Origin of the sequence: Solibaculum intestinale, from assembly GCF_040096205.1 — a bacterium.
Taxonomy (GTDB): domain Bacteria; phylum Bacillota; class Clostridia; order Oscillospirales; family Acutalibacteraceae; genus Solibaculum_A; species Solibaculum_A intestinale.
In genome coordinates this window covers 43,445-67,489 of record NZ_JBBMFD010000015.1, presented here as the reverse complement: position 1 = coordinate 67,489, position 24,045 = coordinate 43,445, and the positions used below count along the sequence as shown (strand labels likewise).

At 57.3% G+C, this 24,045-nt stretch carries 18 protein-coding genes and 1 riboswitch; of the genes, 11 read left to right on the top strand and 7 right to left on the bottom strand.

Annotation, left to right across the window (positions count from 1 at the left end; all coding sequences use genetic code 11):
• Positions 1-133 precede the first annotated feature (133 nt).
• On the bottom strand, positions 134-646 hold the full coding sequence (locus WMO26_RS09215; RefSeq protein ID WP_349219849.1) for a DUF6530 family protein: 513 nt from the start codon (positions 644-646) through the stop codon (positions 134-136).
• A 456-nt stretch (positions 647-1,102) separates the two neighbouring features.
• Positions 1,103-2,023, bottom strand: a complete 921-nt coding sequence (locus tag WMO26_RS09210; RefSeq protein WP_349219847.1) for an AEC family transporter — start codon at positions 2,021-2,023, stop codon at positions 1,103-1,105.
• A 245-nt stretch (positions 2,024-2,268) separates the two neighbouring features.
• On the opposite strand from WMO26_RS09210, the gene WMO26_RS09205 reads away from it, so the two are divergent.
• From WMO26_RS09205 to WMO26_RS09180, 6 genes are all read left to right on the top strand, one after another.
• Positions 2,269-3,603 carry a dihydrolipoamide acetyltransferase family protein gene (locus WMO26_RS09205; protein WP_349219845.1) on the top strand — a complete coding sequence of 445 codons (1,335 nt, stop codon included), beginning with the start codon at positions 2,269-2,271 and terminating at the stop codon, positions 3,601-3,603.
• Positions 3,604-3,616: 13 nt separating this feature from the next.
• On the top strand, positions 3,617-4,981 hold the full coding sequence (gene lpdA / locus WMO26_RS09200) for a dihydrolipoyl dehydrogenase (RefSeq protein ID WP_349219843.1): 1,365 nt from the start codon (positions 3,617-3,619) through the stop codon (positions 4,979-4,981).
• Positions 4,982-5,023: 42 nt separating this feature from the next.
• Positions 5,024-7,498: an alpha-ketoacid dehydrogenase subunit alpha/beta gene (locus WMO26_RS09195; RefSeq protein WP_349219842.1), complete on the top strand. Its 2,475-nt coding sequence runs from the start codon at positions 5,024-5,026 to the stop codon at positions 7,496-7,498.
• A 132-nt stretch (positions 7,499-7,630) separates the two neighbouring features.
• On the top strand, positions 7,631-8,602 hold the full coding sequence (gene lplA / locus WMO26_RS09190) for a lipoate--protein ligase (protein ID WP_349219840.1): 972 nt from the start codon (positions 7,631-7,633) through the stop codon (positions 8,600-8,602).
• Between the two features lie 31 nt (positions 8,603-8,633).
• Positions 8,634-9,947, top strand: a complete 1,314-nt coding sequence (locus tag WMO26_RS09185) for a PHP domain-containing protein (protein WP_349219839.1) — start codon at positions 8,634-8,636, stop codon at positions 9,945-9,947.
• Between the two features lie 252 nt (positions 9,948-10,199).
• Complete coding sequence (locus WMO26_RS09180; protein WP_349219838.1) at positions 10,200-14,072, top strand: rhamnogalacturonan lyase family protein; 3,873 nt, start codon at positions 10,200-10,202, stop codon at positions 14,070-14,072.
• A gap of 341 nt (positions 14,073-14,413) precedes the next feature.
• Here WMO26_RS09180 and WMO26_RS09175 read toward each other — a convergent pair whose 3' ends face one another.
• Together WMO26_RS09175 and WMO26_RS09170 are read right to left on the bottom strand one after the other, a co-directional pair.
• Positions 14,414-15,481, bottom strand: coding sequence for a polysaccharide pyruvyl transferase family protein (locus WMO26_RS09175; protein ID WP_349219836.1), 1,068 nt, complete (start codon positions 15,479-15,481; stop codon positions 14,414-14,416).
• A gap of 24 nt (positions 15,482-15,505) precedes the next feature.
• Positions 15,506-17,167 (bottom strand): class I adenylate-forming enzyme family protein, encoded by a 1,662-nt coding sequence (locus WMO26_RS09170; RefSeq protein ID WP_349219834.1) that lies wholly within the window; start codon positions 17,165-17,167, stop codon positions 15,506-15,508.
• A gap of 249 nt (positions 17,168-17,416) precedes the next feature.
• Between WMO26_RS09170 and WMO26_RS09165 the strand changes: the two genes are divergently transcribed.
• From WMO26_RS09165 to WMO26_RS09145, 5 genes are all read left to right on the top strand, one after another.
• Positions 17,417-18,589: an NAD(P)-dependent malic enzyme gene (locus WMO26_RS09165; protein WP_349219832.1), complete on the top strand. Its 1,173-nt coding sequence runs from the start codon at positions 17,417-17,419 to the stop codon at positions 18,587-18,589.
• Positions 18,590-18,697: 108 nt separating this feature from the next.
• Positions 18,698-18,967 (top strand): TIGR03905 family TSCPD domain-containing protein, encoded by a 270-nt coding sequence (locus tag WMO26_RS09160; RefSeq protein WP_349219830.1) that lies wholly within the window; start codon positions 18,698-18,700, stop codon positions 18,965-18,967.
• A 29-nt stretch (positions 18,968-18,996) separates the two neighbouring features.
• Positions 18,997-19,593 carry a hypothetical protein gene (locus WMO26_RS09155; protein WP_349219829.1) on the top strand — a complete coding sequence of 199 codons (597 nt, stop codon included), beginning with the start codon at positions 18,997-18,999 and terminating at the stop codon, positions 19,591-19,593.
• Positions 19,590-19,775, top strand: a complete 186-nt coding sequence (locus tag WMO26_RS09150) for a DUF6440 family protein (protein WP_349219827.1) — start codon at positions 19,590-19,592, stop codon at positions 19,773-19,775. The genes WMO26_RS09155 and WMO26_RS09150 overlap by 4 nt, the downstream gene beginning before the upstream one ends.
• Before the next feature lie 120 nt (positions 19,776-19,895).
• A complete protein-coding gene (locus tag WMO26_RS09145; RefSeq protein ID WP_349219825.1) occupies positions 19,896-20,459 on the top strand; it encodes a flavodoxin family protein in 564 nt (187 codons plus the stop codon).
• Positions 20,460-20,465: 6 nt separating this feature from the next.
• On the opposite strand, the gene WMO26_RS09140 is transcribed toward WMO26_RS09145, so the two are convergent.
• From WMO26_RS09140 to WMO26_RS09130, 3 genes are all read right to left on the bottom strand, one after another.
• Positions 20,466-20,981 carry an ECF transporter S component gene (locus tag WMO26_RS09140; RefSeq protein ID WP_349219824.1) on the bottom strand — a complete coding sequence of 172 codons (516 nt, stop codon included), beginning with the start codon at positions 20,979-20,981 and terminating at the stop codon, positions 20,466-20,468.
• 199 nt (positions 20,982-21,180) lie between these two features.
• Positions 21,181-21,336: riboswitch (FMN riboswitch) on the bottom strand.
• A gap of 55 nt (positions 21,337-21,391) precedes the next feature.
• Positions 21,392-22,777 (bottom strand): penicillin-binding transpeptidase domain-containing protein, encoded by a 1,386-nt coding sequence (locus tag WMO26_RS09135; protein ID WP_349219823.1) that lies wholly within the window; start codon positions 22,775-22,777, stop codon positions 21,392-21,394.
• On the bottom strand, positions 22,774-24,045 hold the full coding sequence (locus WMO26_RS09130) for an FtsW/RodA/SpoVE family cell cycle protein (RefSeq protein WP_349219821.1): 1,272 nt from the start codon (positions 24,043-24,045) through the stop codon (positions 22,774-22,776). Before WMO26_RS09130 ends, WMO26_RS09135 begins: the two co-directional genes overlap by 4 nt.

Genomic DNA, 24,045 nt, shown 5'->3' with positions numbered 1-24,045 from the left:
CGGGAGCGGGTGGATTTCCACCCGCTCCCGCTTTGCCGTTTTGATCGGATAACCCGTGCAGCATGGAAAACGCCTGGAAGCGGCTGGGAGAGCCGCTCTATGGGAATTCGTCGACGGCCCTATCCCGGTTTCCCTACTTGTGGGAATAGCCGGGATTTCTGCGCATGCCGTACCCCATTTCCGCCAGCAGGTTCGCCAGCGCGTGAAGCCGCTCGCTGATGAACTCGTCGTCCCGGCTCAGGGCGTCCTGGAAAAGCTTGATGTCCTCGTCAAGCTTGGGATTCTCCGTGCAGACCGACACCGTCATCGCGTCCCCCTGTAGGCCGATGCGGTCGATCACGGGCTTATCGGGATCATATAACTTCTCGTACCGGTAGGCGTCCTGAAAGTAAAGTTTTGCCCGGCACAGGAGAATGGCCAGGTCAATCACCCGGTGCATGGGCAGCTCTTCCGACTGCCTGGACCATTTTTCTCCCGTATACCGCCAGACCTTGGCGGAAATGTCCACCTTGCCTCGGTCGTTCCACTGGGCAAGGCCCAGAGAGAGCCCCTTTGCGTCGGAATGGTAAGCCGAACGTCCGTCAATGTTCTCGTAATTTTCCGAGACAATGACCGGCTTGTGCTTGAGGGTAGTGGGAATGTTCATGCCAATCCCTCCTTTATGCTTACTAAATTAGTAAATTACTAATTTAGTAAGCATAATACCAGAAATCGCAGAATTGTCAAGGAAAACCGGATGTTGCGCAGAAAACGGAAAGGGAGACGTGAAAAAGGAGCAGACGCACGGGCGTCTGCTCCTTTTTCTTTTACAGGTGGGCATAGGCGGTTTGACGACAAGGAACCGCCGTGCCCTCCATGGCCGGGGAAAAGCGAGCGCCCGGCCTTTTGGCTTCCTGCCGAGGGGGGTGAGCGCCGTTTTGCGTTTGTGTCAGCCGGTTTCCCAGCCTTGCCGCTCGCCGCTTGTTTGACTTTCACGGAAAAACCGGGCGCTTCTCACCTTTTTGCGAAACGGCAGTGGTGAAAGAGCCCGGTGGATTAATACACAGAGGAGAGAGTTTGGCGGAAACGTTGTAATACGGTCCCGGAGGCTCCGCAAAAATTGTTATAAGGACGCCGCCAGGATCAGCAGCGGCATGGTCACAATGGAAACCAGGGTGGTCACCGTCACGATGCTGGAAGCAAGCCCAGTGTCCTGACCGAACCGGTCGGAGAACAAAGCAGTGGTGGCCGCTGCCGGGGCGCTGGCGGGGATGACGCAGGCGAGAAGCAAGTCCCGTTCGAAGTGGAAGGGGAGGAGCAGGGCAGTGACCAGCAGGGGAGCCGCTAAGAGGCGTAGTACCAGCGCCAGGTAAATGGACTTGTCTAAGAATGCTTGTTTTAAGTCTGCCGCCGCGATGTGGCACCCGATGACCACCATAGCCAACGGCGTGTTCAGATTTGCGAGCTGCCCGACGGTCTGGGAAAGGACGTCCGGCAGCCGGATGGAGAAAAAGAAGATAGGCAAGGCCAGCGCCAGGCCGATGACGCCGGGATTCACAATTGCTTTTTTGACCGACACCTGTTTGCGGTCCCCGGTCATCAGGTAAACGCCGTAGGTCCACTGGACGATGTTAAAGACGCCTAAGTAAGCCGCCCCGTAAATGACCCCGCGGCTGCCCAGCAGCGCGGAAAGCAGAGGGATGGACATAAAGCCGCAGTTGGAAAACACCACCGAAAAGCGCAGCACCCGTCTGCGGGAGCCGGGTTCTTTTTTAAAGAAGAGCATCCCGATCCCGATGGCCAATGCGTGGGCGCCCACCGCTACGCCGGTGGCGATCAGAATGCCGTCGCGCAGCGCCGCGTCAAACTCGATTTCAAAGGAAGAGACGATGACGCAGGGGGTAACCACGAATAAAAGCAGATCGGTCATTTGCTTTGCGCCGTTTTCCCGGATGAGCTTTTTCTTAAAGCAGAAAAACCCCGCCGCCATCATCAGATACAGCATCGCCACCTGTTCGGCAATGACCGCTATGCTGTCAAGCATCCAAACCCCTCCACACCGGTTGCGCGTCCGTTCTTTTTCACATGGTTTTTATTGTACCCCATCCGGCGCTCTCTCACAAGGACAAACGTTTCGAATTTGTACACAATACCTTAACAAAAATTATGGGGTTTTACCGATCAGGCGGTTGACAGGAGGGGGTGTAAATGATAAAATAACACCAGCGAGTGTTAAATTTCACAAAACTTCACACAAATGTTACAATTACAGACGCAGGAGGGAACCAAATGGCAACAGCAGTAATCATGCCGCGGCAGGGACAGTCGGTGGAAAGCTGTATCATTGCAAAGTGGCATAAAAAGGTGGGCGACACCGTTGCGCCCGGCGACATCCTTTTTTCCTACGAGACGGACAAAGCCTCGTTCGAGGAGGAAAGCAAGCTCTCCGGTACTATGCTGGACATCTTCTTTGAGGAAGGCGACGACGTTCCTTGTTTGACGAACGTGTGCGTCATCGGCAATCCCGGGGAAAGCACCGCCCAGTTTAAGCCCGCCGGGGAAGAGGAAGAGGCCCCGGCCGCCAGCGAAGACAGCGCCCCTGCTGAAGAGACGGCCCAAACCGCACCCGCCCAGACGGTTTCCCGCAGCGCGGATGAATTTATCAAAATTTCACCCCGGGCGAAGAACCTGGCTGCCCGTCAGGGTGTGGATTATACCGTGGCTCCCGCTACCGGCCCCAACGGTCGCATCATCGAGCGGGACATTGACGCCATGATCGCGTCCGGCAACGCCGCCACCTTTGCCGCCAGAGACGGCTTTGTGGGTTCCGGTTCCGGCATCGAAGGCACCGGCATCGGCGGCCGCGTGCGCATGGCCGACCTGAATGCTCCCGCAGTGCCCGCTGCCGCCGCCGTGGCGGAGGAAGGCCCCGAGTATGTGGACGTTCCCATGACCAACATCCGCAAGGTGATTGCGAAGAACATGATTCATTCGCTTTCCACCATTGCCCAGCTTACATACAACATGCACTTTGACATGACCGCGGTCAACGCCTTCCGCGCGGCGGTCAAGGCGGGCGGCGAGGCCCTGAACGTGGGCAAGATCACCATCAACGACGTGATCCTCTACGCCGTTTCCCGCGTTCTCAAGAACCACCCCGACTTCAACGCCCATTGCGTGGACAATAAGGTGCGTCAGTTTACCCATGTGCACCTTGGCGTGGCGGTGGATACCGAGCGCGGCCTGATGGTTCCCACCATCCGCAACGCCGATTGTAAGAGCCTTTCGGAAATCGCCAAGGAAGCCAAAGAGCTGGCGGCAGCCTGCCAGAAGGGTTCCATCGCGCCCGACCTGCTTTCGGGCGGTACCTTCACGGTATCCAACCTGGGTTCTCTGGGCATGGAAAGCTTCACTCCCGTCATCAATCCGCCGCAGACCGCCATTCTGGGCGTCAACACCATCGAGACCAAGGTCCGCGTGGTGAACGGCGAGATCAAAACCTATCCGGCCATGAACCTTTCCCTCACCGCCGACCATCGGGTGATCGACGGCGCGCCTGCCTCCCGTTTCTTGAAGGAACTGGTCACGGCGCTGGAAAACTTCACCGTATTGCTGGCGAAATAAGGAGGCAAGCGTTATGAGCTACGATCTGATTGTATTGGGCGGCGGCCCGGCTGGTTACCTGGCGGGCGAGCGTGCGGGTCACGCGGGCTTAAAAACCGTCGTCATCGAAAAACGGGCGTTGGGCGGCGTCTGCCTCAACGAGGGCTGCATTCCTTCCAAGGCGCTGCTAAACAGCGCAAAAATGCTCGACTATGCCCGTCACGCCTCCGTTTTCGGCGTGAGCGTGGAGGGTGCTACCATCGACCATAAGGCGGTGGTCGCCCGGAAGAACAAGGTGGTCAAGACCCTGGTTTCCGGCATCCGCGGCGCCATGAAGGCAAACGGCGTAGAGGTGGTGTCGGAAGAAGGCGTCATCAAGGGCAAGGACGGGGAAGACTTTGTGGTGGAAGCAGGCGGCAAGGAATATAAGGGCAAGAAGCTCCTTATCGCCACCGGTTCCATGCCGGCCATGCCCCCCATCCCCGGCCTGCGGGAAAATTATGAGGCCGGTTTTGTTATGACCAACCGGGAAATCCTGGATTTAGAGGAAATCCCCGAGAGCCTGGTCATCATCGGCGGCGGCGTCATCGGCTTGGAGATGGCTTCTTACTTTAATTCGGTGGGCAGCAAGGTCACCGTCATCGAGATGCTCGACCACATTGCCGGCCCCACCGAGAGCGAAATTTCCGCGCTGCTTCTGAAGACTTATCAGAAGAAGGGCGTAGACTTCCAGCTCTCTAGCAAGGTCACCGAGGTCAAGAACGGCGCGGTGGTCTATGAAAAGGATGGCAAGATTGTCGAATGCAAGGCCACGAAGGCCTTGTGCTCCATTGGCCGCCGCCCGGTTACCCAGGGCATCGGCCTGGAAACCATCGGCGTGGCTACCGACCGGGGCGCCATCCTCACCGACCGGCACATGATGACCAATGTCCCCAATGTGTACGCGGCCGGCGACGTCAACGGCAAGTCTATGCTGGCGCACACCGCCTACCGGGAGGCCGAGGTGGCGGTCAACCACATGACCGGCAAGCGCGACTACATGCGCTACGAGGCCATTCCGGCGGTCATCTACACCTATCCGGAGGTCGCCTGCGTAGGCGAAACCGAGGAAACCGCCAAGGCGAAGGGCATCGAGTACGACTGCCAGAAGCTTCCCTTCATCTATTCCGGCCGTTATGTGGCGGAAAACGAGGGCGGAGAAAGCCTGTGTAAGATCCTGGTGGAAAAGAAGTCCCGCCGCATCCTGGGCGTGCACCTGATGGGCAGCTACGTGTCCGAAATGATTTACGGCGCGGCGCTGATGATCGAGACGGAAATGCGGGTGGACGACGCCAAAGAGCTGGTCTTCCCCCATCCCACTGTCTGCGAGATCATCCGCGAAACGCTGTTCAAGTTCTAAATATTGAATTTGCCCAACCAAGATTAAAGGAGTGTTATCAGCATGCCAAAGTCACAGTTTGTCGACCCGAAGTTCTTGCGTGCCAAGGGAACCATTCATTTTGAGGACATTCCGGTCAACCAGTACGACCGTACCGTCGAGCAGGAGAAGGAAAACTACTCCAAGGCCGATTTTATGCGCATTTACCGGGACATGGCCATCATCCGCGAGTTTGAGACCATGCTCTATCTCATCAAGACCACCAATTCCTACAACGGCGTCGAGTACAACAATCCCGGTCCGGCCCATCTTTCTATGGGCCAGGAGGCCAGCGCCGTGGGCCAGGCATATATTCTCAACATCAACGACTACATCTTCGGTTCTCACCGCAGCCACGGCGAAATCCTCGCCAAGGGCCTGTCCGCCATCGAGAAGCTGTCGGACAAGGAGCTCATGGACGTGATGGAGAACTTCCTGGGCGGTAAGACCCTCAAAGCCATCGAAGGCAAGCAGAAGAACCCGGGCGACGTCAAAGAGTTGGCCACTGACTTTTTGGTGTACGGCGCTCTGGCCGAAATTTTCGCCAAGGAGAACGGCTTTAATAAAGGCATCGGCGGCTCTATGCACGCGTTCTTCACGCCCTTCGGCATCTATCCAAACAACGCCATCGTCGGCGGCTCCGCCACTATTGCCATGGGCGCCGCCCTCTATAAGAGAAGCAACGCCAAGGACGGCATCGTCATCGCCAACATCGGCGACGCCTCCATGGGCCGCGGCCCGGTCTGGGAAGCCATGATGATGTCCGCCATGGACCAGATCAAGCAGTTGTGGGAGGAAGGCTACAACAAGGGCCTGCCCATCCTCTTCAACATCTTCAACAACCAGTACGGCATGGGCGGCCAGACCCGCGGCGAAACCATGGGTTACGACTTCCTGGCCCGCGCGGGCGCCGGCATCAACCCCGCCCAGATGCACGCCGAACGTGTGGACGGCTACAATCCCTTGGCTGTCATCGAAGCCATGCGCCGCAAGAAGGCGCTCTTGGAGCAGGGCGAAGGCCCGGTCCTTCTGGACGTGGTTACCTATCGTATGGCCGGCCACTCTCCGTCGGACGCTTCCACCTACCGCACCAAGGAGGAAATGGACGCCTGGGCGAAGGAGGACGTGCTGGAAGGCTACGAGGCCAAGATGACCGCTGCCGGCGTTGCCAGCGCGGACGAGTTTGCCGCCATCCGCGAGGACGTCAAGGCTCTCATCACCAAGGTCTGCGGCCTGGCCGCCGATCCGGTGGTTTCGCCTCGCATCGACCTTGCAAAGCAGCCTGACGCCATCGAAAGCATCATGTTCTCCAACCAGAAGGTCGCCAAGATGGAAGACCGTCCCAGTGAAATGCTCATGCCTAAGGAAGAAAACCCGCGCGTGCAGCAGATTGCCCGCAAGGAGCGCTGGGGCTTCGATAAGAACGGCAAGCCTGTTTCCAAGAACAAGGTCTTCCAGCTCAGAGACGGTATTTTTGAAGCCGTTCTCGATAAATTCTACGAAGATCCCACCCTCATCGCTTACGGCGAAGACGTGCGCGACTGGGGCGGCGCTTACGCGGTTTACCGCGGCTTAACCGAGGCGGTTCCCTATCACCGCTTCTTTAACTCTCCCATCTCCGAAGCCGCCATCGTTGGTTCCGCTGTGGGCTACGCCATGGCGGGCGGCCGCGTCATTGCGGAGCTAATGTACTGCGACTTCTTAGGCTGCGCGGGCGACGAAATTTTCAACCAGCTTTCCAAGTGGCAGTCCATGAGCGCCGGTATCCTGAAAATGCCGGTGGTCATCCGCGTGTCGGTGGGCTCCAAGTACGGCGCCCAGCACTCTCAGGATTGGACTGCTCTCGTTTCCCATATTCCGGGCCTGAAGGTTGCCTTCCCGGCCACTCCCTATGACGCCAAGGGCCTGATGACCGCCGCCCTCAACGGCACCGATCCGGTCATCTTCTTCGAAAGCCAGCGCATCTACGACGTGGGCGAGCAGTTCCACGAAGGCGGCGTGCCCACCGAGTCCTACGAGATTCCTTTCGGCGAGCCGGATGTCAAGCGCGAGGGGAAGGACATTACCATCCTGACCATCGGCGCCACCCTCTACCGTGCTCTGGACGCGGCGAAGATTCTGCAGGAGAAGTACAACGTCTCCGCCGAGGTTATCGACGCCCGTTCCATGGTTCCCTTTAACTACGACAAGGTCATCGAATCGGTGAAGAAGACCGGCAAGATCATCATCGCGGGCGATGCCTGCGAGCGTGGTTCCATCATGGCGGAAATGGCCGAAAAGGTCACCGCTCTGGCCTTCGATTACCTGGATGCGCCGCCGGTAGTGGTGGGTTCGCGCAACTGGATCACTCCCTGCTACGAGATGGAGAAGTTCTTCTTCCCGCAGCCGTCCACCTTTATTGACGCCATCCACGAGCGCATCATGCCGCTGGAGGGTTATACCCCCGAGGCCAACTTCACCGACGGAGAGATGCTCCGCCGCAGCAAGCTGGGCGTGTAAGGAAACACAACAAAACAACAACTGCACAGGGGCAATTGAAAAATTGCCCCTGTCCTGCTATGGAGGGCTTTTTCGAGAAGAAGGGAGCCGGACGAGGCAGGAATTCTTTCCCATAGGAGCTGGAACCGTTTTATGCTGTATATTTTCAACGCTTCCACCGACCCCTATTTTAACCTGGCCGCGGAAGAGTACCTTCTGACCACCTTCCAGGAGGACATTTTTCTGCTCTGGCGCAACGCCCCGTCCATCATCGTCGGGCGCAACCAGAACACCATGTCGGAAATCAACTACGATTATGTCACTGCCCACCGCATCCCGGTGGTGCGCCGCCTGACCGGCGGCGGCGCGGTGTTTCACGATCTCGGGAATGTCAACTATACCTTTCTCGTGTCCGGCAGCGGCCACGCCACCGATTTTGCCCATTTCTCCCAGCCGATTCTGCGGGCGCTCCAGTCCCTTGGGGTGGACGCCGCCCTACGGGGACGAAACGACCTATGCATTGGGGAGCAAAAGTTCTCCGGTACCGCCCAGTGCGTCAGAAACGGCCGGATGATGCACCATGGAACGCTGCTTTTTTCTGCGGACATGGCCGACCTAACCGATGCGTTGAAGGTAAAGCCGGGAAAAATCCAGTCCAAAGGGGTCGCGTCGGTGCGCTCCCGGGTGACGAACATTTCCGAGCACCTAAAAGCCCCCATGACGGTGGAAGACTTTATCGGCCATGTGGCAAAGGAGGTCTGTGCAGGAGACGCACAGGCATACTCCCTGACCGAGGCGGACAAGGCTGCCATTACCCGGCTGCGGGAGGAAAAATACGCCACCTGGGCTTGGAACTATGGGGATTCTCCCAAATACCAGGTGTACGCGGAATACAAGTTTGCAAGCGGCACGGCGGAGATTCATCTCAACGTAAAGGAAGGCCGCATTGCCGCCATCCGCGTGTTCGGGGACTTTTTCGGGGACCGGGATGTTTCCCTGCTGGAGGAGGCCCTCGCCGGCGTTCCTCATGAGAGGAACGCGGTAATGCAGGCGCTTTCGCACGCACAGGTGGAGCGCTGCCTATGGGGCGCCAACGCAGGGGACTTTGCTGCGGCGCTTTTTTAAAAGGAGAACGGATTTGAAAGGAGAGGACCACATGTTTGACGAGATGATCGCCCAGTTAAACGCACCGGACAGCTGGGACCGGCTGGACGCATTGAAAGCGCTCATGCAGAAGATCCAGGACGGGGAGATGGAGGCGCCTAAGCAGCTCAACTCCGTCAATAACCACATCCACACCACCTATTCCTTTTCGCCCTATTCGCCCACCAAGGCGGTATGGATGGCCTACCAGGCGGGCTTGCAGACGGCGGGAATCATGGACCACGATTCCATTGCGGGCGCCAGAGAGTTCATCAAGGCCGGCGAGATCGTGGGAATGGCCACCACCATCGGCATGGAACTGCGCGCCAAGGCCGACGACACCCCCCTCTATGGCCGGCGGATCAACAACCCCGACCAGGAATCCATCTTTTATATGGCCATCCACGGCATCCCCCATACCCAGATTGATAAGGTGGAGGCTTTCATCCGGCCCTACCGGGAGGCGCGCAATTTGCGCAACCGCGCCATGACCAAAAAGATTAACGAACTGGTGGCGCCTTACGGCTTGTCGGTGGACTTTGACGAGGACGTATACCCCATATCCGAAAACGCCAGGGGCGGCTCCATCACCGAGCGGCATATTACCGCGGCCCTTGCCAATAAAATCATCGGAAAGTACGGGAAAGGGGAAGCTCTTGTCACCTTCCTGAAAACCGAAATGAAGCTCAACATTTCCCCGAAAATCGAAGGGTATCTCTTAGACGAGCAGAATCCCCACGCCATGTACGACCTGCTGGGCGTACTTAAAAGCGAATTTGTTCCGAAATTCTACATCCAAGCCACCGACGAATGCCCCCATGCCAGGGAAGCGGTGGAGTTTGCCAGGAAGATCGGGGCCATCAGCGCCTATGCGTATTTAGGTGACGTGGGCGAGTCGGTCACCGGCGACAAAAAGGCCCAGCGGTTTGAGGACCAGTACATTGACGAGCTGTTTGAAGCCATCCATGCGCTTGGCTTCAACGCCGTGACCTACATGCCCTCCCGCAACACCATGGAGCAGCTGGGACGCATCAAGCAATACTGCGCCCGCTACAACCTCATGGAGATTTCCGGCGAGGACATCAACCAGCCCCGCCAGTCCTTCATCTGCAAGGCTATGGAAAACCCGGAGTTTGCCAACCTTTTTGACTCCACTTGGGCGCTTATTGGCCACGAGCTGGCCGCCACCAAAAATCTGGAGCAGTCCCTTTTCTCCAAGGAATCCATCGCCAAGGATGAGGACATTACCAAGCGCATCCAGACTTATCGGCAGATGGGAACCCAGGAGTATTTCTTCTGGCACGGAAAAAAGAATCCGATCATGTAACAATTGTCTATATAAAAGCAACCAGATTACACACATGGTAATCTGGTTGCTTTTTTGCGTTTTGCCATAAATATGAATTTTTTTGTGTATTATTTAATGAAAAGTTGTACTAACATTTGGTAACTAATTATAATAGTGTAAAAAATTAAGTACAAAGTTTTACCTTTTTGGAATTGACATGATAACGAGCGAAATGCATAATAAAGGCAAGGTCATAGTATCTATGGCCAAAATGCATTAGGAGGAGAGAAAATGAAAGCAAAGAAACTACTTGCGATCCTGCTGAGCGCAGTCATGCTCATCGGCATTGTGCCGATGACTGCGTTTGGCGCGGCACCTGCGAATCCCTTCTTTGATGACTTCGAGGGCGACTTCGAACAATTCTGGGGAACCGTAGGAAACAAAGACCTCGTAGGAAGCACGGGTGTCTTTGACGTTCACCTTGCCGAAGAAAACGGAAACCATTACCTGGAAACCTGGCATCAGCAGGGCAACGGCGACCGTGGAAGCATGAAGGAATTCGATTACATTGATTCGCAGTCCCTTCAGATTTCCTTTGATTACCGTCCCGGCGATGTGCCCAACGCCCGCAACATCGGCGCCCTGCGCTTCTACAGCAGCGCGACCAATACGCCCATGTTCCAGTTCGTGTTCGGCAATAAGGGCCAGTTGGGCTTTGTCGCCGGCAACTATGGCCGCGTCAGCGGCCTTACCGACCTGGTTGTGGACGGCGACCCCGCCACCACCAAAATCACCAATACCGGCCTTGCCACCAAGGTTTGGTATAAGGTAGTTCTGGACTTCGATTTTGTCAACCACAAAATGAGCGTCTCCCTGACGCCCCGGGATGTGGAAGGCGCTACCGCCACCGTATTCAGTGACATCGACATTGCCGCCAACCATGCCAATTTCAACCGTATGGTATTTTGGGGCGGCCGCAACGGCGGCAACCCGGTTACCGTATATGAGGACTTGGATAATTTTAAGATCTCCTACGAGCCCTATGCGGCCAACAACATCCTGTCCATCGAGCAGCCTGCCGACCGCGTGGAATCCTCCCTGGATACCATTGCCCTCCCCACCGAAGTCAACGCTCTGATGGGCGACGGCTCCGAGAAGACCATCAAGGTCGGCGAATGGACCAGTGAGCCGGCGTTTGACCCGGCCGTGTTCCAGACCTATACCTATACCGCCCCGCTGGTTCTGGAAGGAACCGAGAATCCCCGCAATCTGGTAGCCACCTTTAAGATGGACTATCACAAGTACCACTACGTGGAATCCGTTCAGGAAATGATCACCATTCAGGTGGACTATCCGCAGACGGAGGCCCCCGCTCTGCCCGCTACCGTGCCGGTGAAGCTGAGCAACGGCCAGTGGATTCAGGCGGATATCTCCGGCTGGACTTCCGACAATCCTTTTGACGCGTCCAAGGAAGGCATTTATGTTTACACCACCAACATCGTGGCGAGAGATCCGGTCGCAGGCAGCGATGCGGTTCCCTATGAGCTGACTAGAAACCTTACCGCCACCCAGCGCGTCAGCTACGCGGACCTTGGCACCAACTACAACGGCTATGAGCGTTCCATGGAATGGCTCGACCGCGGCGTGGTTGCGCTGAAGTCCGACGACGGCATCTTTGTTTCCTGGCGTCTGCTTGCCTCCGAATACGGCAAGGACATCTCCTTCAATCTCTATCGCAACGGTGAGAAGATCAATGCCCAGCCCATCACCAATGTGACGAACTTTGTGGATAAGGACGGCAAGCCCGGCGACAAGTATGTGGTTGAGACGATCCTCAATGGCGTTTCTTCCATGAGCGAGGAAACGGCCGCTTGGGAGAACAACTACATGGCCATCCCGCTGCAGTACCCGGGCGATCATCCGGATATCGCAGGCAAGGTGGTAGCGACTTACTCTGCCAATGATGCCGGCGTTGCCGACGTGGATGGCGACGGCGAATATGAAATCGTCGTGAAGTGGTATCCCTCCAACCAGTTCGATTCTGGTACCTCCGGCGTTTTGAGCAGCCCCACCTTCTTTGACTGCTACAAACTCGACGGCACCGTGCTGTGGAGACTTGCCATGGGCTACAACGTATCCTCCGGCGCCCACTACAGCCAGTTCCTGTTCTACGATTTCGATATGGACGGTAAAGCCGAGTTCCTGATCAAGGGCGCCGACGGCACCCGTACCTACGCCCCCAATGCCGAAGGCAAGATCGACATGGACGACGAGTCCACCATTATCGACATCGTGGGTGATCCTTCCCTGGAAGGTACCAATGTGATTCTCTCCGGTTCCGGTACCGGCCATATCAACGGCGGCAACGAGTACATGGTCGCCATTGACGGCCTCACCGGCGAAGTCATCGATTACTGTGACTATGCGTTCCCGGTGGGCAATGTCCGCGACTGGGGCGACAGTTCTTACAACCGCTCTGACCGTTACAACTGCGCGTTCGGTTATCTGCCGGATCTGTCTTCCAGTGAGGAAGGCGCCGTTCGTCCGACCGCGCTGATGAACCGCGGCTACTATGCTAGAACCACGGTCGTTGCCTATCAGCTGATTGACGACATGCTGCAAGAAGTTTGGACCTTTGATTCCGCGCCCCTTGGCAGCAGCTACGGCGGTAAGGGTAACCATAACAATGCCGCCGGCGACGTGGACGCGGACGGCTATGACGAGTTGATCCTCGGTTCCATCGCGCTGGACCACGACGGTTCTATCCTCTGGATCAAGAACGGCAAGAACGGCATGGATAACGTGGCTCACGGCGATACCATCCATCTGGCTGCCATGATCCCCGAATCCGATCGCCTTCAAGTGTTCCAGCCCTATGAATCTGGCAACTCGGTCGTCAACTATGCCCTGAGCGACGCCGGCAACGGCGCCCGTCTGCTGGGTCACAAGATTGGCAACTTCGACGCCGGCCGCGGCGTGGCTGCCAACATCACCCCGAATCCCGGCTTTGAAATTTGGTCCCAGCGTCCCGGCAACGAAACGCCCGGCCAGGTTCCCGCTGGCTCCATCTACAATGTCTACGGTGAAGTCATCGCTGAAACCAAGTGCGTCAACTTCTCCTGCAACTGGCGTGCTTACTGGGACGGTGACCTGCTGTCTGAATTGCCCGATGGCGAAAACATCGGCGCTCCCGACGGTTATACCGCCCAAACTATCTATAAGTATAATTGGGAAACCAACAATATGGATGTTCTGGATGTGTTCGAAGGCACCATGACCAACAACGGCACTAAGAACACCCCCAATCTGGCCGCCGACATTCTTGGCGACTGGCGCGAGGAAATCGTCACCCGCGCGGCGGATTCTTCTGAGCTGCGCATCTATACCACCGATATCCCCACCGACTACATGATCTACACCCTCATGCATGATCCGGTTTACCGCAATGCGGTCGCCAATCAGAACGGCTGCTACAACCAGCCGCCGCACCTGGGCTTCTACCTGGGCGAGGATGTGAAGGATCAGGTCCTGGCGATGGAACTGCCCACCTATCCCATGTACTATTCCAACACCCCGGTGACCGCCTCGACGGATGCTCCCGGCTATAAGCCCAACAGCGAGATCACGGTTACCGTTACCACCGGCAAGAATGTGGACTTCGTCTACCTGGCCAATGAACTGGGCGCGGGCTTGGTCAGCACCCATGAGGAGCCTGTCCTCAACGAAGACAATACCCTGACCTGGACCCTTAAGCTGAGCCTCGGCACAGTGGGTACGCGCACCCTGAAGGTCTTTGCGGATTACGAAGATACCGGTGCAACCGTGAGCTTCGCCATCGCAAACGAGACGGTGGCGCCTCCTGTCGAAGAGCTTCCGCAAGCCATCTCCGTCAACGGAAAGGCCACCGTTAAGGTAAACCAGACCTTTGAGGTCACCATTAAGACCAACCAGGCGGTTTCCTTCGTGCGTCTCTTCAACGAGAGTGGCATGGGTCTTGCCCCGTCTTCTCTGAGCTATGTGGACAATGCGGACGGCACCCGTACCTGGACCTACGCCACCAGCGTCGGTTCCATCGGTACCCGTACCCTCAACGTGCGCGTGGCCGGAGCGGACCGTGTGTACCAAGCCACCGACGTCGACTACACGGTGAGAATCATCCGGTAGTTTTGCAGATAACAGCAATCCATAGATAATCCCGCGGAATGCGGCAAAGGCGCAGGGATTTCCCTGCGCCTTTGTTTTTCAGTCAGTAGAATCATCGGATGTGCCGGTAGAGGAATCCAACTGCGAGCAGCACTCCTTTCATCATTCCGGGCGGCGGGAAAAGATACCTGGTACCGCAGCTGTCCGCTTACAGTCTTCCCGCTCCCGGCGAGAGCGTTCACCCATCGCCTTAGACACTGGTCGACACCCCTCAACCCATAAATAAAAGGAGAGCCGCCGGACGGCAGCTCCCCTTTTTATATTCGCCCACAATCGGTTTTTTCTGCAAAGGGTCGGGAAGCCTATCGTTTGTGCCGCGCTTCCCACTGGGAGAACAGCGCCTTTAGCTCCTCGATATGCCCATACGCGTCCCGTGCCAGCGCTTCCTTATCCACCTGAGGCCGGGGCGCCGTCAGCACCTCGTCGAGCACCTGTGAGACCGGGAGTTCCCACAGAGTCCCCCATTGGTACCGCTTACCTGGGAAGGAAAGCTCGTCGAGCAGGTGGTTCATCTTATCCGAATAGGTCACCGGGACCAATGGGAGACCCATTTGCAGCGCCGTTACCGCCGCATGCAGCCGCACGCAGACAAGCGTGCGGCACTGCCGCATGGCGGCAAGCACCGTTTCCCCGTTATCGAGATGAGCGACCACCTGCGCCTTCTCTTTGTTTTTCATATGGGAAAGGACCAGGTGGGCGGCGAACAGGTCGTTTTCCACCCCCGTGTCGAAGGCGAAGAGAAGGGCACCCTTTCCCGTGTGTTCGATATACTGGTCCGCAAGTTTTGCGAGAAATGCCGCGTTCTTTTCACACACGCCTGCATGCTGAAGATTGTTGTAGCAGGTGATGCCGAGGAAATCTCCCAACGGTTCTACCCGCGGCAGGTTCATAGAAAAAAGCAGGTCCGCGTGATACCGGCAGTTGCGCCCCTCTGCCACCGACAGGGAATACCGGTCGCGCACCGTTGTCAGAGAAGCCTTTTTCAGCTCGTACCGCACCAAGCGCTTCCCATGCTTCCAGTGAAAAGGGCCGATGTTGCATCCCAGGTAAACCAGAAGCCCGTCCTTGCGCAGAAATCGCCATAGGGCCAGATCATCCGTCAGCACCCGTACCAGTGCGAGTTTCCAAGAATGAATGATGAACGTGGAGCCGCCAATGTAAACGCACGCGTCAAAGCTTTTGTCCTTAGAGGCAGCCTTCAGGGAACCACGGAATACCCGCAGATTGGGCAGGTCCGCAAAAGGGAGAAGCCGCGTATCGTCCCGGCAGCAGAGGTACACTTCATGCTCTGGAAAGGACTGAAAAAAGAGGCGGACCATACAGTCGTCTCCAAAATTGCGGTCGAGATAGGCGAGTAACAGGATTTTCAAAAATGCGTCCTCCTTTGCCCAACGTCAGGACTGCCTGGCTTCCAACGCCTTGAAGTCCACCTTCCCGATCTTGGTACGGGGAAGCTCCGGGAGAAACTCCACCTGGGCCGGGATGCTCCACCGGTTGAGGGTCTGGGAAGAATAACGTTTGAGCTCTTCCGCCAGGAGTTCCTGTTCGGTTTGCGTTTTCGCTGGCCTCTGGGGCACCACATAAGCCTTGACTTTGGTGCCGCTTGCGGTCTGCACCCCTACCACGCAGCAGTCCTCCACCAGGGAGTTGCACCGCAGCCGTTCCTCGATCACCGACGGATAAATCAGGTACCCGGACACCTTAAGCACCCGCTTGAGCCGCTGCTTGAAGTAAAGCTGCCCGTCCCTGCCGATGCGCCCGATGTCCCCCGTATGCAGCCAAAGCTTGCCGTCCGCATGGCGCTTGAGCACCTTGGCGGTCTCCTCCTCATCCTGCCAGTATCCCTTCATCAGCGTCGGGCCGGTGATGCAGATTTCCCCGTCTTCCTCTAAAACCGCCTCCGTGGAACCAAGGCGCACCACCTTCATCTCGTTTCCATCAAAAGGAGTCCCCACACAGCCGGTACCCACTTTCTCCGCCGGCGGGGCCATGGTGCAGGCGGTGACGCACTCGGTCAGCCCGTACCCGGAGATGAGATAGGTATTCGAGCCGCCCTCCTTGAGCAGAGCGTCCATCCGCGCTTTCAGATCGTCGGAAACCATGTCGCCCCCCGAACCCACCAGTCGGATGAAGGAAAGGTCCTGTCCCTTGAGGCCGCCGCACTTGAGAAGCCCTTCAAAGAAGGCGGGAACGCTGAAAATCAGCGAGATTTTTTCTTTTAAAATCATGCTGCAGCAGTCTTTCGGGTCAAAGCGGGGAATGAGCGCGTACCGCATTCCCACACACATAGCCGTGTGCATACACAGCGCGAAACCGAACCCGTGAAAGACCGGCAGCGCTCCCAGCATCCCGTCGGACGCCAGCACGTCCTTGGCGATGGGGAACATCTGGAAGGACAGGTGGTTGACCGCGTCGTTGGAAAGCATGACCCCTTTGGGGCTGCCGGTGGTGCCGCCGGTGTACATAATGGCGGCCGTATCGTCCCGTGTGCCTACCGTGGGCGGAATCCCGTGACGCTTGAGGTAGGCCTTGCCCCCGTCCAAGAAGCCCTGCCAGCTGAGCTTATGCCCCACCTGGGCCGGAGCCCGCTTGTCCTTTGTGCGGTGCAGGTACACCTTGCCCCGCACAAAACCCACCGGGGTTTTTTCGAAGAACTGGGCGGTTTTGCAGCAGATTAAGGTAACGGGGAGACCGTCAAAAGCCTTTTCCGAAATATCAAAGCAGAACGCCACCTTGCTTTTCACCAGCTCTACCCCATGCTTTACCTCCGACGCCGCAGATAGAGGATGGAGCATGTTGCACACCGCCCCGATTTTATTGACCGCATAAATTACGGCGATGGTCTGGGGAAGGTTCGGCATACAGATGGTCACCCGGTCCCCTTTTTTGACTCCCAGCGCTTTCAGGCCGGCCGCGCAGCCGTTGACCAGGTCGTCAAGCTGGGAAAAGGAAAGATGGGTGCCGTAGTAAATCAGGGCCGTGGAATTGGGATACCGCTCCACGGTGGCGTGCAGCTGCTCGTACATAGTGTCGAGCATAGGAAGATCGATGCTCATTTCGGATACATCCTTTGCAGTAGATTTATGGAAATCCGGCCGCGGCAAAGGGGAGGGAACCGCGCCTTGCTTTTCTCTGCCCTTTGCCGCCGCGAACACTTGTTTTGAAGACTGGCATGGTGTATAATAAATAGACTTATTTCGTTATTCATTATAGAGCAGGCAGGGGGAAAAAGCAATTCTTTTTGCCCTTGCCCGGCCGCGGGTTCGGGCTTTAACAGGGAATCTGCGGCGATAGGGAGGAAAAGGATGGACATCAAGGAACTGGCGCTGCAAAAGCACTACGAATGGAAAGGAAAGATCGAAGTCAAGGCCACCGTCCCGGTGAACAGCCGGGAGGAGCTGTCCCTTGCGTACACGCCGGGAGTAGCGGAGCCCTGCCTGGTTATTGAGAAGGACCCGTCGAAATCCTATGAGCTGACGAGACGGCATAACCTAGTGGCGGTGGTCACCGACGGCACCGCCGTTTTGGGCCTGGGGGACATCGGTCCTGAGGCCGCCATGCCGGTCATGGAAGGCAAATGTGCCCTCTTTAAGGCATTTGCGGACATGGACGCGTTCCCCATTTGTGTGGACAGCAAGGACCCGGATGAAATTGTCGAAACCGTCCGCCTCATTTCCAAAAGCTTCGGCGGCATCAACCTGGAGGACATTTCCGCCCCCCGCTGCTTTGAAATCGAGCGCCGCCTCAAGGAATGCTGTGATATCCCGGTTTTTCACGACGATCAGCACGGCACCGCCATCATCGCCGCCGCCGCTATGCAAAACGCACTCAAGGTGGTGGGCAAGCGGCTTAAGGACGCTACCGTGGTCATCAACGGCGCGGGCGCGGCGGGCATCGCCATCGGCAAGCTCCTCTTGCAGCTTTCGGTGGGCAGCCTGATTTTGTGCGACAAGGAAGGCGCCGTGTACGAAGGGGCCGAGTGGCTTAATCCTGCGCAGAAGGAGATGGCGGCGGTCACCAACCGGGAGAGAAAACAAGGGACTCTGGCCGACGTGCTCAAAGGGGCGGACGCGTTCATCGGCGTTTCCCGCCCGGGGCTTGTGACCAGGGAAATGGTCTCCTCCATGGCAAAGGATCCGGTGGTGTTCGCCATGGCAAATCCCATCCCCGAAATCATGCCCGACGAAGCCAAGGCGGGCGGCGCGGCCGTGGTGGGCACCGGCCGGTCGGACTATCCCAATCAGATCAACAATGTGCTGGCCTTCCCCGGCATCTTCAAAGGGGCGCTGGCCGTGCGGGCGCGGGACATTACCGAGGGCATGAAGGTGGCGGCTTCCAAGGCGCTGGCGGACTTTGTCCCGGCGGACAAGCTCTGTGACTCGTATATCCTGCCCGAGGCTTTTGAACCGGGCGTGGCCGACGCGGTGGCAAAGGCGGTGGCCGCAGCCGCAAAGGCGGAAGGAATCGCGCGGATTTGACCATTCTTTTTCATCCATAGTATAGAGCGGGACAGGGCTGCATATACCGTAGAGAACGGCCTCTTTTCCCGCTTGCGGACCAAACAGCAAAAGGCGGGAACGAAATTCATGGAATACGTCTATCAAACCAAAGGTACCTGTTCGCGGGCCATCCATGTGACGCTCGACGGGGACAAAATTGAATCGGTCCGGTTCGACGGCGGCTGCAACGGCAACTTAAAGGGGATCGCCAAGCTGGTGCAGGGAATGACCGTCGATCAGGTGGAAACCTTGTTGAAGGGGACAACCTGCGGGTTTAAGTCCACCTCCTGTCCCGACCAGCTAGCCATCGCCGTGCGCAAGGCCAAGGACAAGCAGGACCGCGAGCAGAAAGACTAGATTCAAAAGAAACAAAGGGAGGCATTCCCATGTGTGAAGACAACGACATCCGCATTGCCGGCAGCCATCCGTCCCGGGAGATTTCCTCCTCGGCGGACTTAGACGCGGAAGCGTCCCTGCGGGAACTCAGCCGGGAAAAGGAAAACGGAAACCTGGAAAAAGCCCGGGGCTTGGGTGCGGCAGCGGCAGCCGAGGTATACGCCGACAACGGGGAAAGCTTTTTCGGAATGGACAGCTCGGAGAACGCCCAGATGCGCGAGCAGCGCCAGATGCTGCTGGCCTTTGCGGCCGTGGTGGGGTTTGACAAATATGTTCCAAATGCCCACTGTGCCCGGGCGGCTCTGTCCACCTTTTATGAAACGCTCAAACGGGACGCGCCCCAAATTTACGACGATGTGGAGCGCTCCTTTGCCTTCTCCTTCTATTTTCTCGAGTACCACCGGGGCCGCGATGTAGCGGCCGCCATCGGCCAGACCTTTGCCATGCTCTGCGGCCGACCGGGGGACAGCGTTTGCGCCCAGTTAGGCAAGGCGCTCTACCTGCGTTTTCTGGACGTGATCCAGAGCATGGCCGAACACACCGGTTTTGTCAAGGAAGAACCGGCAGGAAAGGAAGAAAGCCGATGAAAAAATCCGATCGATTTCGAAAAATCTTCAGTCAAGGAGTTATGGACATCTTCGAAATCTGGGTGGACCAGGAAACCGGGGTCAATTACCTATACCATGCTTCCGGATACGCGGGCGGGCTGACCGTAATGCTCGGGCGCGACGGCAAGCCGGTGATCACACCGGTGCAGCAGGAGGAATAATCCGGTATCGTAAGCAACTAAGCCGGGGCCCCGCGCTGTTTGTCCAGCGTGGGAGCTCCGGCTTTTGTACATAACGATGGGATGGTTTTCCATCCTCCCTTGGAGAAAGGAGCATTATCTATGAAAGTAGTCGCGTTCAACGGAAGCCCCCGCAAAAACGGGAACACCGCGTTCAGCCTGAAGGTGGTGCTCGGAGAATTGGAACAAGCGGGAATCGACACGGAGCTTGTCCAGGTAGGCGGCCATACCTTGGCCGGCTGCCGGGCCTGCGGCGGATGTAAGAAAAACGGCGGCCGTTGCGTTCTGCCAGATGACGGGATGAACGGGTATATAGACAAGATGAGGGAGGCCGACGGCATCCTCATCGGTTCGCCGGTCTATTTTGCCAACATCAACACCGAAACCAAAGCCCTCATCGACCGGGCGGGTTCCGCCCTGGGCCAGACCCTGGCCGGCAAGGTGGGCGCTCCCGTGGTTGCCGCCCGGCGGGCAGGAGGTGCCTTCGCCTATTCCGCCATCAACTTCTTCTTCGGCATCAAACAGATGATTGTCCCCGGCTCCACTTACTGGAACCTGACTCTCGCCCGGGACATCGGAGACGCCCAGAAGGACGAAGAAGGAGTCCGCACCTTTGAAACGCTGGGCAAAAACATGGCCGCCCTCTTAAACACCCTGAAAAAGTAGGTCCCGTTACCGGAAGTATTTCACCTGCTTGAGCAGCACCGACAAAACAAGGGCCAGCCCCGCCGATACGCCTCCTTGAATCAGGTTGGAGGGAACGGAGGTGAGGGCCACCTCCCAGGAGCCCTTGAGAATGGTGCCGCCGATGAAGTAACCCAGCACCATTACGAGCCCCGCCACAATCATGCCAACAATTGCCCGCCAGGAATACTTTTTGCCCTTGAGAGCCTTGTAGGCGATCAGGCCGCACACCGCACCTTCCGCTGCCTTGATGAGCAGGGAGAAGGGGGCCCAGTGGGCGTAGCCCAGCAGAAGGTCCGCCAGCATTGAGCCGATGCCGCCAGACAAGGCTCCGGCAATCGGCCCGAAAAAGAGAGCGGAGATAAACACGATGGTGTCCCCGATGTTGATGTAGCCGTTGGTGGCGGGGATCGGGATGGAGATGCACATGGTGGCAACCGCGGTCAACGCGGCGAACAGCGCGATGACAACAATGCGCTGCAAGGTGGTCATGGATTTGGTCATAGGTAATTCCTCCCCTTACAAAATGAGATTTGACGTTTGCGCAGGGCGGATCCAAACCCTGTGACTAACGCCGCAAATAAAAAAATCTTCTTTCCAAAAGTTCCTTTGGAAAGAAGATTTTTTATTACAAAACGTAATAATATAAACCAAATATACTGAAAATTCGCCAATCTGCACGAGAATTCCTGCTATTTGGGTTCCTCTTCCTTTCCCATTCAGACTATACTGGCGGTTGCGGATTCTCACCGCATCGGCTGTTGGGGCTGTTGGACTTATCCAGTCAAAGCTGGCATCACCACCGGTCGGGAATCACAGGAACGCAAAAGGTCCTGCTCGCCCTGCCCAAAGGAATGTATTCACTTTTTTCTTTGGCTTGCATTGTAAAACAAGACGGGGCAATTTGTCAACCCCTATTTTTTGTTTAAGACCTCCACGCAGGATTGCAGCACCGCGTTTGCCACCGAACCAGCCGCCTTGAACCCGGAGCCGCCGTTCTCAATCACCACCGCGAAAGCCAGCGGCGCTTCCTCGTTTCGCACAAAGCCCACAAACCAGGCATGGGGCTTCGAGGAGTCGTTGACCTCCGCCGTACCCGTTTTCGCGCACAGATCGAGCCCTGCAAAATTGTCGGCCCCGTAGTTGTTGAGCACCGCCCCGTGCATCATGTCCGCCAAAATCGAGGCGGTAGAGCTTTCCATGATTTTGGCCCCCTCGACGGTTTTACCGATGTGGGTGGGGATATTTAAGGGCCCGAGCACATTGTTTACCAGCCGGGGCTGCACCACTGTGCCGCCGTTGCCGATGCCTCCCGCAATGGTCATCATGGTAAAGGGGTTTGCCATATCGGTATACTGGCCGATGCCCGACCATCCCAAATCCGCCGCGCCCGCATCCGACACCTTGTAGCTTCCGCCGGGATAGGTAAGGCCGTCCACCGTAAAGTCCCCGTTAAAACCCATTTTTTGCGCCTGCTCGGTCATGCGCACCGTCCCCAGTTCAATGGCCACCTGGGAAAACACCGTGTTGCACGATTCGGCCAGCGCTTCTTCGAACGTAAGCTTTCCATGCACGCCGTTGCACTTGATGACCCCGTCGGAAGCCTCATACTGGCCGGAGCAGACAAATTCCCGGGTCATAATGTCGGGAATGTTCTCAATGGCGGCGGCCGCCGTCACCAGCTTAAAGGTGGAGCCGGGCGGATAGAGGCCGGACAGGACCCGGTTGACGTAAACGCCCTGGTACTGCTCGGAATCGGGATCCATGTCCGGTTTGTTTTGAGGATCGTAGGAAGGGGTGCTCACCGAGCAGAGTACCTCGCCAGTCTTATAATTGTAGACGCACACGGCGCCTTTACGCCCGGCGAGCTGCTCGAGCGCCACGCGGCTTACCTGGGCGCTCACCGTCAGGTTGACCTTGCCCCCTTGGTTCCATTCCTCCAGCATGTGCACCCCGCCCACCGGGTTATAGCCGGAAAGGCCGGCGGCAAACTGCTTTTGGATACTCTTGGAGATGAAGTTCTCCGTATCGCCCACCGTGTGCAGCAAAGCTTCCCGCACAGCAGGATCCTCTGCGTAATAGCGAAGTCCGTTTTCCGAGTAGGCGAGCTTCACCCCGTCCCGGTCGTAGATTTCGCCGGTGTTCTGCATCAGGCCGTTTGCGTAGATGTGCCGGTTTCGTTCGTTCATCACCCAATCCGACCCGTTGCAAAACCAGGTGATGAAAAAGGCGGCCATCCCAATGCAGAACAGACCGATGAGGATGTAGACCAAAATGGCCCGATGAATGACTTTTTTCATGCGGCAAGCCTCCCTTGTTTATAGGTTCTGGAATCCGCCGCTTTGATAAATCCCAAAAGCCCCCAGCAAGCAATCATAGAAGAACTGCCCCGGCTGACGAAGGGGAGGGTCACGCCGGTCAGCGGGAGAATATCGGTGACGCCGAACAGGTTGAGCGCCGCCTGGAACAAAAGCAGGCTAGCAGCCGAACAGGCGGCGATGGAATAAACCGAGGAGCGGGTGCGCCCGGCGAGCCGGCCGGCAAACAACGCCCAGCCCACATAGACCGATACCGCCGCCGCGCCCAAAAGCAGCCCCCATTCCTCGCACACGATGCCGAACATCAGGTCGGTGGTGGAAGCCGCTACCGTGTGCAGCACCCCCAGCCCCGGCCCCAGGCCCAGAAGCCCCCCGCTCGCCACCGACATGAGAAGCTGGGTCTGCTGATAGCCGGACGTGTCCGCGAATTCCCACACATGCCGCCAGGCCTCGAAGCGCTTGGCGATATACGGTTTAAATTGAAGAATCAAAGCCGCGCCCGCCGCCGCGCCCGCACAGAAAAGGATGAGAGTCTTCCAGTCCCCCGAGCGCATGAAGGCAATGACCAAGAAGGTCACAAAGAAGATGCAGGCGGTGCCGAAATCCCCCATGTAGAAAAGGGCGCCCATGCATACCGCGAAGAAGGCCAGAAACCAGGTCAGGTGCCTGGAGGACTGAAGCCGGTCCAGCGTAGCCGTCCCGGTCATCACAAAAGCAATTTTCACAAATTCGGACGGCTGAAAGGTAATGGGGCCGATTTTGATCCAGTTCTGCGCCCCGTAGATGATGCTGCCGAAAATGAGGTTGGCCGCCAGCAGCAGCACGCCGCCGACCCCGATCCACACCTTGTATTTCACCACCCGGTCAATGCTTCCCATAAACCAGATGACCAGGTTATATACCACCAGGCCCGCCACCACGCCCAAAAGCTGCATCCAGGTGGACGAGGGGAGCACCCCGGTGAGGGCCACAAACCCGATGGAAGTGAGGAAAAAGGCGGAAGCCTCCAGCTCGATATGTTCCCGCCCGATGGCCCGGCTAAAGCCGTAATAGACCCACTCCACTCCGATCAGCAGCACAAACGCCAGTAGGTGCAGCGGATTCTCCATCACCCGGTCGGAGAACAAAAGGCGGACCAGGCAGATGAGCTGAAAAATGGTCAGCAGGCCGAATAAGCCCGCCTGGGTTACCGGTTTGCGCAGCTTTTGCTTTGCGCTTTTTTGCTTGCCTATGCGGATGCTGTCCAACAT